Origin of the sequence: Polaribacter sp. L3A8 (assembly GCF_009796785.1) — a bacterium.
GTDB lineage: Bacteria > Bacteroidota > Bacteroidia > Flavobacteriales > Flavobacteriaceae > Polaribacter.
On record NZ_CP047026.1, the window covers coordinates 3,234,872 to 3,247,607 of the forward strand.

Consider the following 12,736-nt stretch of genomic DNA (forward strand, 5'->3'; position numbering starts at 1 on the left):
ATAAGAGACGCATTATAATTTACTTTTAACAATTTATACAAAAATACTTCTTTTTGATAAACTGAAAGCTCGTAAAATACTTTGAATACATTTTCTATAAACAAGTTTATAATTTTTTTAAAGTCATACTAAGTAGCAGCATGTTTACGTTTTATAATAAAAAAGAAATATCTTTGAAATATCAAATTAAAACAATGAAAAAACTCTTTTCACTCTATATATTATTTTTTACAGTATTCTATTCTGCACAAACAGATTATAGCGATTCTTGGGAAGACTTTTATTCTTACAACAATGTAAAAGATTTTGTTAAGGTAGACGATGTAATTTATGCCTTGGCAGATAATGCCGTTTTTACGTATGATGTAACATCAGAAGAAATTAATAAGTTGTCTTCTGTACAGGGTTTGTCTGGAGAAACAACAAGTTCTATTCATTATAGCAGTGCCTTTAAAAGGCTTGTAATTGGTTATGAGAATGGCTTGGTAGAGGTTGTAGATAATGACGGGCAAATAACGATTTCATCGGATATTGTAAGTTTTAATCAATTTGGAGAAAAGAGTATAAACCATATAACAGAATTTAATAACAATTTATACTTAGCAACACCTTTTGGTATTGTTGTTTATGATATTGATAGATTAGAATTTGGTGACACCTATTTTATTGGAGATGGCTCTAGTTCTTTAGTAGTAAACCAAACAGTAGTTTTTAATGGGTTTATATATGCCGCTACAGATACAGGTATTTTTAAGGCAGATGTAACCAGTAATTTGTTGATTGATTTTAATAATTGGCAACAGCAGTTTTCTGGCAGATATTTTATACAAATTACATTGCTAAGTAATCAATTATATGTAGTAGAAAGTTTTTTAATAGGTAGTCAAAAAAACACCACTTTATTTGGTTTAAATGGAAGTGTACTAACGCCAAAACAAACTTTTTCTGAAGATATTATTACAACTATAAAAGCGTCTGATTCTAATTTGTCTTTAACATTAAATAATACAGCTATTGTTTTAGATTTAGCAATGAATGAAATGTTAAGGGTTACTGCAAATACGGAAACCAACTTTACATTAAATGCTTCTTTTTTTGAAAATGATACTATTTTTTTAGGGACCAAAGAGTTTGGTGTTTTAAGTACAACATCAAGTCAATTAACAAGTTTTAAAGAAGTTCATCCAGAAGGACCACTGTTTAATGATGCCTTTTCTATAGCTGCTAATAATGATAATGTGTGGGTTGTTTATGGTGGTTATGATGGTACGTATACACCAATTCAGAATAGAAAAGGGTTTAGTCATTTTAATGGCGAAAATTGGATAAACACTAAATTTAATCCAAATTTTCCTGTAATAGATTTAAACCATGTTTCTATAGACCCTAATGCAGAAAATAGAGTGTATATAAGTTCTTTTGGAGATACAGGTGATATTAATAGTGTTTCTACTGGTGGTTTGTTAGTGGTAGAAAACGATGAAATTAAAACATTCTATAATCATTTAAATAGTCCATTAGAAGATATTGCTTTAGGAGAACTAAATAGAGTTACCGTAAGGGTAAGTACAACTGTTTTTGATTCTCAAGGAAATTTATGGGTAACAAATATTGGTTTAGGTAACGAATTAAAGAAACTATCTGCCACCGGACAATGGTCTAGTTTTGATATGAAACCTGTAGAAACTAGTGCTGGATTTGGTTTAAGTGAGATTGTGGTAGACAGAAACAATAGTCTTTGGTATGGCTCTAGAGCAAACGGTGTGTATGTTTTTAATGAAAACGGAAATAGAAAAAAAGCTCTAATTGCAACACCTAACTTAGGAAACCTTCCAGATATAAATGTAAGAACAGTTGCTGTAGACGGTAATAATAGGGTTTGGTTGGGTACTAAATCTGGCTTGGTAATGTATAATAATGCATCTGGAGTTTTTGATGATGCAACGCCAAATGCAAGTACGGTAGTTATTAATGGAAATGATGAAGGTTTTGGAGAAAGACTCTTAGGAGACCAAACCATTAATTCTATAGTGGTTGATGGCGCAGAAAATAAATGGTTTGGTACAGATAATGGAGGTGTTATTTATACAAACTCTAACGGACAAACAACTTTGGCAAATTTTAGCATGCAAAACTCGCCATTACCTTCTAATAAAATTGTAAAAATAGCAGTAGACAATAGTACAGGTAAAGTATATTTTGCCACCAATAAAGGGATTGTTGTTTACAATAGTAGAGTAGCGCCTTTTGGCGATGTTTTAGGAGCTGTTTATGCGTATCCTAACCCTGCATTAAAAAACCATGAAACAGTTACAATTGATGGTAGAAACGGAACTCATTTACCAAAAGGAACCAACGTAAAGATAATAGATGTTGCTGGTAATTTAGTATATGAATCTAATGTTGTAGAAGGGCAAGAATTGCAAGGAGGAAAAGTAGTTTGGAATAAAAAAAATCTTGTGGGTACTAAAGTGGCTTCTGGTATTTATATTGTTTTACTCTCTAATGATGATGCTTCTGAAACAGCGGTTACAAAAATTGCAATTGTAAATTAAGATGGCAGTTGTAACAACTAAAGCAATTATTTTAAGCTCTTTAAAATATGGCGATTCTAGTTTAATAGTAAAATGTTATACGGAAGAAGAAGGTGTAAAATCATATTTAATTAGAGGGATTTTAAAAGCAAAAAAAGGTGGGCTAAAAGCGGCTTATTTTCAACCTCTAACACAGTTAATTATTGTTGCAAGCCATAACAATAAAGGAAATTTAAACTCTATTAAAGAGGTTCAAATTTCTAATCCATATCAAACCATTTATAAAGATATTGTAAAACAATCTGTAGTTATGTTTTTATCTGAAGTTTTATCTTATGCGATAAAAGAAGAAGAAAAAAATGAAGAACTTTTTGAGTATTTAGAATCTGGACTTATCTGGTTAGATCTACATGATAAAATTTCAAATTTTCACTTGTTATTTTTATTGAATTTAACTCGTTTTCTAGGCTTTTATCCAGACTTGTCTGAAAGTGATAAATTAGGATTTGATTTGGTTGAAGGAAATTTTACAGATTTAACTCCATATAAAAATATTATTTCTGGAAACAGTTATTATCAATTTAAAAAGCTGTTAGACATCAATTTTGATGCAATAGAAAACGTGTCTTTTGGTAAACAAGAAAGACAAATAGTATTAAAAATAATAATTCAATATTTCGAGTTGCATTTAGATGGTTTTAGGAAACCTAAATCATTACAAATTTTAGAAACCGTTTTTAGTTAATTATTTAATCTTCTTCTTTTTACCTTCTTCGGTAAAATTATCATTTAATGCTCTTTCTGTTTTTATAACACTTACTATAACAGATAATATTACCAAAACCATTGGTTGCCAAGTTAATTCTTGAGTTGCAAAATTTGCAAAAATCAAACCACCTAGAAAAGAAATTCCTGCGTAAATAACTAAGTTTTTATTAAATATACTATTTGCAAAATCCCAAATTTGTTGGTTTAGCGTTGCTTTGGGAGTTCTGTAACCGTACCAATTGTTTATTTTTTTTGGTGGAAATTTCCAGAAAATAATACTCAATAAAAAAAGTAAACCGTTTGTGGTTAAAATATAGGTAAAGGGATTCATCTGTTATAATTTTTTAATTTTGCTTACTGCTTACTGCTTACTGCTTACTGCTTACTGCTTACTGCTTACTGCTTACTGCTTACTGCTTACTTTTTCATCGGTCTTAACAGGCCTTCTTGTGTTACAGAAGCTATTAATTTACCATCTCTTGTAAATATATTTCCTTTAGATAAGCCTCTTGCTCCAAAAGCATTTGGAGATTCTACTGTATATAACATCCAATCATCAAAGTCAAAATCTCTAAAAAACCACATAGAATGATCTAAACTAGCAGTTTGAGTGTTTCCAAAATTATGATTACTTGCATTGGGGTTAAAGGCCGGATTTAGTATGTTATAATCAGAAATATAAGTAAGAATTTCTTGTTTTGTTCTAAAATCTAAATCTTGTTTTTCTCCTTTTAAACGAAACCAAACTTGTTCTGTTGGTGGTAAATCTTCGGGTTGTAAAGGATTGGGGATTCTAACAGGTTTAAACTCTATGGGTCTTTCTATACTTAAAAAGTACTTCATAGATTTTGGTAAAAAATCACCAAATTTTTCTAATATATCATCCCAACTTAACAACTTTTCTGGTTGTTTTATATTGGAATCAAATGCTACTTGATGCTCAAAACCTTCTTCTTTTTTATGAAATGAAGCTGCTAGAATAAAAATAGTTTTATCATTCTGACTAGCTGTAACTCTTCTTGTAGAAAAACTACCTCCGTTTCTAACTTCTTTTACAAGGTAATTTATAGGAATTGTTAAATCTCCTGCTTCTAAAAAATATGCATGTAAAGAGTGTAAAATTCTATCTTGTGGTATTGTTTTATAGGCAGCATTTACTGCTTGTGCTAATACTTGTCCGCCAAAAACATGTGGACTTCCAATGGTTACACTGTTTCCACTAAAGTTATGATTTCCAGAATCTTTTAAGTCTAATAGGGTAATTAATTCTTTAGTGTTTTTCATGCTTTGTTTCTACAGTTTTAAAAGGAAGTTTTTGTTGAAATGGCGTTGGTTGAATTCTTTGCAAAAATAACTTTAAAATTTTGTTTTTAATAGTTTTCTTGTGACGAAAATACATGGTTAAATCTTGTGGAACTGCACCAACAGAACTTTTTATCTCGCTAGCGGTTCTACCGAAATTTAAAATTTTCAGGTTTTTGTTGATGGCAATTTCTATGTAATCGTACAGCATTCTTTGGTAAATAGCATGTTCTCTATTTAGTTGATAATCGATGCCTACAAAATGTGCATCCAAAGAATTTTGATTGATAATACCAGAAATAAAACCTATAAGTTTACCCTCTAGATGATAAGATTTTAGAATGTAATTTTCTCCAAATTTTTCTTTTAAATCTTTATAAGTTTTTAAATTAAAATTACCTAAATTAAAACCAGCATTAGATGCAACTTTTTCATACAAAGCGGTCATTTTAGGCAATTGTTCTTCTATGTTTATTAAAGTTACTTCTTCAATACAAATATGTACACTTTGCTTAAATGCTTTTTTAGCTTTTACTCTAAATTTCGTTTTCATCGAAGCTAAGTAATCATCAAAATTCTGCCAATTTTCATGAATTTCTAGTTTCATGTTTGGTTCTACAGAAAACCGATGATAACCAAAATTTTTTAATTCATCAGAAATAAACAAAGACTCTTTGGCAAAATCTTTAAGTAAGAAGGCATCAATTTGTTTTTTTAGTTTTTTATCAGAATTTACAAAATGATTAATGCTCTTTGCTAATTCTTTTATAATGGCTTTTTTATCTTGATTTTCCTTTATAAAAACACCGTGTTCTCCACTTATAAAGGTGTTTCCGCAGATTAATAGTTTTAAAGGTTTCTTGTCTGGAAATACATGTAGTTTTCTGCCAATATCTTTTAAAAGCTTAAAATCGTTTTTAATTGAATTTAATTCGAAATCAATAATTTTTAAGCTAGCAAAAGCAATTGGTTGGTTTTTATCATCAACTAGAACAATATAAGAAAAGGTTATTTTTTGATGATTTTTTTCTAACGATTTTAAAAAATCTGGATGAAAATAACTGTTTTTTGTACAACCTAATGCTTTCCATATTTTGGAAGGAATTTTATCTATAGAAGAGAAAAATAATGCGGTATTTGTGTTTGTACAACAAATCAAATTAATTCATGTAATGTTTTAAGTTTTCTGGCCCTTCTAAAAGGGTTCTCTTTATTTGCAAAGTTCCGTTTTTTAAAGTTATAATATGCCATTTTATAAGGCAGATTTCATTGTTTTCAATTTCTATACCTGTAATAGATCTAGGGTGCACACAGCTTCCATCATTAAAAAAAGGAATTTCATTTTTATCAGGAAAACGAGGTCTGTGTGTATGACCAGTAATCATCATTTGATTATTGTTTTCTTGAATCCATTTTTCTAATTTCTGTTCTACTTTAATACGCTCTTTAAAGTTCTGAGCAGGACTTGTTGGGTCTGAAAAACCTAAAATTTGTAAAGGTTTCCAAAGTACTTTTACTAAGAAACTACTAAATCGCCAAAAAACATAATTAAACCAATCTGCTTGATGCCCATGTAATAGAAAAATCTTCTTCCCAGAATTTTCATCTTCTAAAACAATTGCTTCAGAGAACGTTGCACCTATTAGTAGCTCTTTCTTAGAATTTGTTACAGAGTCGTAATAATAATGTAGGTTTTTACGAATTGCAGTAGGGTTTTTATATTTCATGTCGTGATTTCCCCAAATGAAATGCAACCGGTTATTATCATGAAATTTTTTAAGCCATAAATAAATGTGTTTATTGGCTTTAAAGATCTTCGAAAAGTTTCTATTTTCCCATAATTCATCACCATCACCCAATTCTATATACGTAAAATCGTTGTTGTAATAATATTCTAAAGCATGTTTAAACATGTTTCGGTTGTGCGCAAAATCATCAGCAAAACCATTGTCTCCTCTATGAGAATCACTAAAAAGCACGTATTTAGAATCTGCATTAAAACAAATTCTTTTCGCATTTTTAAAAGCACGAGAAATTCTAAAGTTAGAAGACATCTTTATTTGTTTTTTGAAGATATAAAGATGCTAAAAAAAAGTGGTTCTATAAATTTCAGGGTAAAAATCATTAATTATAACGTTTCTTTAACATTCTTAAATGTTAACTCTTTAAGGTACTGTGCGTCATAAAACTATATTTGCAAAAACGCAATACTTTTTAAGTATCAATATAAAAGTACAATTAACCAATTATGAGAAAAACAATTCTAGCCATTCTAGGAATTTTAACGATTGTAGGAGCCATTTTTTTAGGTAAATACCTTATTGATAAAAATCAGAAACCAAAACCAAAATTCAGTAAACAAATAAAAACTGTTTTTGTAGAAAACGTTGCTAATAAAGACATTCCTATTATTTTAACAGCAAGTGGTACTTTAATAGCAAAGAATAAAATAGAAATATATTCTGAAGTTTCTGGTGTTTTAAAAGCATCTAACAAGTTATTTAAAGCCGGTACAAACTATAGTAGAGGTGCAACTTTGTTAAGTATTAATAGCGATGAGTTTTACGCAAGTTTACAATCTCAGAAAAGTAATTTAAATAATTTAATTACTGCAATTCTACCAGATTTACGTTTAGATTATCCTGTAGCATTTACAAAATGGGAAACTTATGTTAAAGGTTTTGATATGAATAAAACAACGCCTAAACTTCCTGAATTTTCTACAGATAAAGAAAAGTATTTTATTTCTGGTAGAGGAATTTTAACAGCTTATTACAATGTTAAGAATTTAGAAGTTCGTTTGTTTAAATATCAAATTAGAGCTCCTTTTACAGGAATCTTAACAGAAGCATTGGTTAGCCCTGGTGCTTTAGTAAGAGTAGGGCAAAAATTAGGAGAGTTTATAGACCCAAGCGTTTATGAAATGGAAGTTTCTGTAAATTCTAAATTTGCAGATTTATTAAAAATTGGTAATTCTGTAGCACTTTCTAATTTAGAAAAAACAAAAAAATACGTTGGTAAAGTAGTTCGTGTAAATGGTAAAGTAGACCAAGTATCGCAAACCATAAAGGCCTTTGTAGATGTTTCTGATAAAGATTTAAAAGAAGGTATGTTTTTAGAAGCAGACTTGGTTGCTAAATCAGAAAAGGAAGCTATTGAAATTTCTAGAAAATTATTGGTAGACAATAAAGCTATTTATACTGTTAAAAACGATAGTGTTTTATCTTTAGTAAACGTTAATCCTGTTTATTTTGGTGATGAAAAAGTGGTTGTTAAAGGATTGAAAAACAATCAGAAAATATTAACACAACTGCTACCTGGTGCTTTTGATGGTATGATTGTAAAAATTAATAAGAAGTAATTAGATGAGAAAATTAATTACATATTTTATTAAATATCCTGTTGCTGTAAATGTATTTATTATAGCATTTGTAGCTTTTGGTTTAGTGGGCGCTTTTAGTATGAAATCGTCTTTCTTTCCATTAACAGATTCAGAATTAATAAACATTTCTTTAGCGTATCCTGGAGCTTCACCTCAAGAAATGGAAGAAGGTGTTGTATTAAAAATTGAAGACAATTTAAAAGGAATTGTAGGCGTAGAGCGTGTAACGTCTGTTTCTAGAGAAAACGCAGCAACTGTAAGAATAGAGGTAGAAAAAGGGAAAGATATAGATGTTGTTTTAACAGATGTAAAAAATGCGGTAGATAGAGTTCCGTCTTTTCCGTCTGGTATGGAGCCGGCTGTAATAGCTAAAGTAGAAAGTATAAGACCAACCATTAGTTTTACAGTAAGTGGAGATAATATTCCGCTAAAATCTTTAAAACAATATGCTAGAAATATAGAAAACGATATTAGAGGTATTGAAGGAATTTCTCAAGTTACCATTTCTGGTTTTCCAGACGAAGAAATAGAAATAGCGGTTAAGGAAAACGATTTACGTGCTTTTAATTTATCCTTCGCAGAAGTAGCAAAAGCAATCCAAAACTCTAACCTTTTAATTACGGGTGGTAATATTAAAACGGCACAAGAAGATTATTTAATTAGAGCAAGTAACCGTTCTTATTACGGAGTAGAAATACAAAATCTAATTGTAAGAACAGAAACAAACGGACATATTATCCGTTTAAAAGATATTGCAGAGGTTAAAGATACGTGGTCGGAAACTCCAGATAGATTGTATTACAATGGCAATTTGGCAATTGATATTTCTATTAGTAATACCAATAATGAAGATTTGCTTTCATCAGCAGATAAAATAAAGGTTTATATTGATAAATTTAATCAGCAAAACCAAAACATACACTTAGATATTACAGATGATAGAAGTGTAACATTACAAGGAAGAACCATGCTTCTAATAGAAAATGGAGTAGTTGGTATTTTATTGGTTTTGTTTTTTCTAGCACTCTTTTTAAACTTACGTTTGGCAATTTGGGTAGCCTTTGGTTTGCCAGTAGCATTTTTAGGAATGTTTATTTTAGCGGCTCAGTTTGATGTTACCATTAATATTTTATCTCTTTTTGGGATGATTATCGTAATCGGTATTTTGGTGGATGATGGAATTGTAATTGGAGAAAATATTTATCACCATTATTACGATTTAGGAAAAACCAAAATTCAGGCAGCGATAGATGGTACAATGGAAGTAATTCCGCCAATTGTTTCAGCAATTCTAACAACTATTATTGCATTTTCTACGTTGTTTTTTGTTGATGGAAGAATCGGTAATTTCTTTAGTGAAGTCTCTACAATTGTACTTTTAACACTAAGTGTTTCATTAATTGAAGCGTTGGTTATTTTACCTGCACATATTGCGCATTCTAAGGCTTTAGATAGAAAGCGATTAGAAGAAGGAGCAGAAGCTAAAATGAATAGAATTGATGCCTTTTTTAATAAGGTAAATAGATTTGCAGACGGAGCTTTAACTAAGGTAAATGAAAAATTCTATGTTCCTTTTTTAAAGTTTTCTTTAAAAAATAAAATATTTTCTTTTTCAATTCCTATTGCTTTACTAATTTTTAGTTTAACCTCTATTGGTGGCGGTATTGTTAGAACTTCTTTTTTCCCTTCTGTAGCAAGTGATAAAATTCAGGTAACTTTAAACATGCCACAAGGTACAAACGAAACAATTACAGATTCTATAATTTCATCTATAGAAGAAAAAGTTTGGTTGGTAAATAAAGAATACACTGCAAAGCAATCTGGAGATGAGCAAGTTGTTCAGAATGTAATAAAAAGGGTTGGTCCAGGAAGTGCAAATGCAACCTTAAGTATTAATTTATTAGCAGGAGAAAGCAGAGAATTTTCTTCTCCAGAAATAACAAATTCTATTAGAGAAAAAGTAGGAAAAGTATATGGAGTAGAAAGCCTAATTTTTGGTTCTGGAGGAAACTTTGGAGGAAGTCCTGTTGCAGTTTCTTTATTAGGAAATAATATTGAAGAGCTAAAAGCAGCAAAAGCTGAACTAAAATTAGTGTTAGAAAACAATCCGCTTTTAAAGGATATTTCAGACAATGATCCTGCAGGCATAAAAGAGGTAAATATTTCTTTAAAAGATAATGCATATGTATTAGGCTTAAACTTACAGTCTGTAATGGCGCAAATACGTAATGGTTTCTTCGGGTTTCAGGCGCAACGTTTTCAGCGTGGTCAAGATGAAATTAAAGTTTGGGTACGTTACAATAAAGAAGACAGATCTTCAATAAAGGATTTAGATGATATGCGTATTGTTACTCCAAATGGAACAAGAATTCCGTTTTCTGAAATTGGAACTTACGAAATTAGAAGAGGAGACATTGCCATTAATCACTTAAATGGTCAAAGAGAAATTCAAGTTTCTGCAGATTTAAAAGATGCTAAAGAAAGTGCTACAGAAATTTTAGATGATATTAAAACACGTGTTGTTCCACAAATTATTTCTAAATATCATTCTGTAACGCCACTTTACGAAGGTCAAAATAGAGAAGCTAATAAAACGGTAGATTCTTTAGAATGGTTAAAATGGATAATTTTGGCCTTAATTTATATTGTAATTGCGTTTACATTTAGATCTTACAGTCAGCCAATTTTATTGCTTTTAATGATTCCTTTTAGTATGATTGGTGTTGTTTGGGGGCATTTTATTCACGATTTTTCTATCAATATTTTATCTTGGTTAGGTATTATTGCCTTGGTGGGTATTATGGTAAATGATGGCTTGGTTTTAATAGGGAAGTTTAACAGTTATTTAAAAGAAGGCATGTTGTTTGATGATGCATTAATTTTGGCAGGTCAATCTCGTTTTAGAGCAATTTTCTTAACCTCTTTAACTACTGTGGCAGGTTTAGCACCTTTAATGTTAGAAAAAAGTAGGCAAGCCCAATTTTTAATTCCGATGGCAATTTCTATTTCTTACGGAATAGCGGTTGCAACTATTTTAACCTTGGTGATGTTGCCATTGTTACTGTCTGTTTCCAATTCTATAAAAGTGGGCATAAAGTGGTTAAAAACAGGAGAAAAAGTAACGAAAGAAGAAGTAGAAAGAGCTATTATAGAATCTAAATTTGACGAAAATGAAGATCATTAGAAACACCATATTAATAGTCGGATTTTTATCGACTTTACAAGGAATCTCGCAAGAGATTTTAAGCAAAAAAGAAGCACTAGAAATTACGTTAGAAAATAACTTCGGAATTAAAATTGCGAACAATAATTTAGAAGTTGCAAAAAACAATAAAAGTATTTATAATACTGGTTTTTTGCCAACAGCTTCTATTTCTTCTGGCGCAAATTATAGTAATAACAATCAAACAATTTCTCGTCAAGATGGTACTTCTACAAGTATAGATGGTGCGGTTACAAAATCGTATAATGCCTCAATAGGTTTAAATTATACGCTTTTTGATGGTTTAGGTAGAAAATACAATTATCAACAATTAAAAGAAACGTATAATTTAACAGAATTACAAGCTAGAGAAACTATAGAAAACACCTATTTACAGTTATTTACAACGTATTTTCAAATTGCTAGATTTTCTGAAAATCAGGCAAATTTAAACGAAGCTTTAGCTATTTCTAAACAAAGATTACAACGTGCCAAATATCAATATGAATATGGGCAATCTACCAAATTAGAGTTGTTAAATGCTGAGGTAGATGTTAATAATGATAGTATTACTCTAATAAATGCCAACCAACAATTAAGCAATGTAAAACGTGGTTTAAATGTGATTTTAGGGGTTGAGAAAGAAGTGAATTATGAAGTAGATACAGAGGTTGAGTTTGTTAAAATGATGAATTTTGATGAACTTCAACAAAAAACAATTGCTAACAATGCTACCTTAAAACAGAACGAAAAAAATGTGGCTATTAGCGAGTTTAACATCAAAATAAACAAAGCAAATTACTTACCATCTTTAGGTTTAAATACTTCTTATGGATGGAACAAAAGTGAAAACCCAGAAACTTCTTTTTTAGCAGCATCTACTTCTAATGGGTTAAATGCTGGTTTAAGTTTATCATGGAGTTTGTTTGACGGTGGAAGTACAAAAACCAATGTTGCAAATGCTAAAATTGCTTTAGAAAATCAGCAAGTTTTACTAGAGCAGCAAAAACTAACGATTGATAATAATTTAAAAAATACTTGGGAGAATTATCAGAACCAATTATTTATTTTAAAAGCACAAGAAAAAAACGTTTTAACTACTCAAAATAACTTTGAGAGAACCAAAGAACGATACAAATTAGGTCAAGTTACTTCTATAGAATTTAGACAAGCTCAGATTAATTTTATCAACTCTAAAACGGCATTTAACAATGCTAAGTTTGATGCAAAATTAATAGAATTACAGTTGCTACAATTAAGTGGAGATATTTTAAATGAGCAGTTTTAAAAACTGATTTTAATCATATGTTAATTTATCCTTATATATTAATTTTGGATTTAAAATTAGACGAATATGAATTTTTTGAATATACCACAGGTCTCTTGGGTTAACGGTACAGTCATGATTGGTGTTTTTGCACTGGTTGTTATAGGTTTGGTTGTAGCTGTTTATTTATTGATGACCACAGATAAAAAAGCAAAATAGATCTTATAACAAATTAATTTTAAAATGTTGTATAAATAATTTGAATTATTTTTTGTTCAGAA

10 protein-coding genes are annotated in these 12,736 nt (G+C 29.9%); 6 read left to right on the forward strand and 4 right to left on the reverse strand.

Going from position 1 to position 12,736, the window contains the following annotated elements:
• The first annotated feature begins 194 nt into the window (after positions 1 to 194).
• Together porZ and recO are read left to right on the forward strand one after the other, a co-directional pair.
• Complete coding sequence (gene porZ / locus GQR92_RS13225) at positions 195 to 2,555, forward strand: type IX secretion system anionic LPS delivery protein PorZ (protein WP_158840295.1); 2,361 nt, start codon at positions 195 to 197, stop codon at positions 2,553 to 2,555.
• Position 2,556: 1 nt separating this feature from the next.
• Positions 2,557 to 3,279, forward strand: coding sequence for a DNA repair protein RecO (recO, locus tag GQR92_RS13230; RefSeq protein WP_158840297.1), 723 nt, complete (start codon positions 2,557 to 2,559; stop codon positions 3,277 to 3,279).
• Here the strand turns inward: recO and GQR92_RS13235 are convergent, their stop codons facing one another.
• The 4 genes from GQR92_RS13235 to GQR92_RS13250 form a co-directional block, all read right to left on the reverse strand.
• Positions 3,280 to 3,633, reverse strand: a complete 354-nt coding sequence (locus GQR92_RS13235) for an SdpI family protein (RefSeq protein ID WP_158840299.1) — start codon at positions 3,631 to 3,633, stop codon at positions 3,280 to 3,282.
• Positions 3,634 to 3,719: 86 nt separating this feature from the next.
• The gene (locus GQR92_RS13240; RefSeq protein ID WP_158840301.1) at positions 3,720 to 4,586 is read right to left on the reverse strand and encodes an acyl-CoA thioesterase; all 867 of its coding nucleotides are present in this window, start codon (positions 4,584 to 4,586) and stop codon (positions 3,720 to 3,722) included.
• Complete coding sequence (locus GQR92_RS13245; RefSeq protein WP_233269862.1) at positions 4,573 to 5,763, reverse strand: peptidogalycan biosysnthesis protein; 1,191 nt, start codon at positions 5,761 to 5,763, stop codon at positions 4,573 to 4,575. Before GQR92_RS13245 ends, GQR92_RS13240 begins: the two co-directional genes overlap by 14 nt.
• A 1-nt stretch (position 5,764) precedes the next feature.
• Positions 5,765 to 6,658, reverse strand: a complete 894-nt coding sequence (locus tag GQR92_RS13250) for a metallophosphoesterase family protein (protein WP_158840303.1) — start codon at positions 6,656 to 6,658, stop codon at positions 5,765 to 5,767.
• Positions 6,659 to 6,852: 194 nt separating this feature from the next.
• Between GQR92_RS13250 and GQR92_RS13255 the strand changes: the two genes are divergently transcribed.
• The 4 genes from GQR92_RS13255 to GQR92_RS18135 all read left to right on the forward strand — a co-directional run bounded on the left by GQR92_RS13255 (position 6,853) and on the right by GQR92_RS18135 (position 12,674).
• Complete coding sequence (locus GQR92_RS13255; protein ID WP_158840305.1) at positions 6,853 to 7,965, forward strand: efflux RND transporter periplasmic adaptor subunit; 1,113 nt, start codon at positions 6,853 to 6,855, stop codon at positions 7,963 to 7,965.
• A gap of 4 nt (positions 7,966 to 7,969) precedes the next feature.
• Complete coding sequence (locus GQR92_RS13260) at positions 7,970 to 11,170, forward strand: efflux RND transporter permease subunit (protein WP_158840307.1); 3,201 nt, start codon at positions 7,970 to 7,972, stop codon at positions 11,168 to 11,170.
• The gene (locus GQR92_RS13265; protein ID WP_158840309.1) at positions 11,157 to 12,476 is read left to right on the forward strand and encodes a TolC family protein; all 1,320 of its coding nucleotides are present in this window, start codon (positions 11,157 to 11,159) and stop codon (positions 12,474 to 12,476) included. Before GQR92_RS13260 ends, GQR92_RS13265 begins: the two co-directional genes overlap by 14 nt.
• A 66-nt stretch (positions 12,477 to 12,542) precedes the next feature.
• Positions 12,543 to 12,674: a hypothetical protein gene (locus GQR92_RS18135; protein WP_302849581.1), complete on the forward strand. Its 132-nt coding sequence runs from the start codon at positions 12,543 to 12,545 to the stop codon at positions 12,672 to 12,674.
• The last annotated feature ends 62 nt before the right edge of the window (positions 12,675 to 12,736 follow it).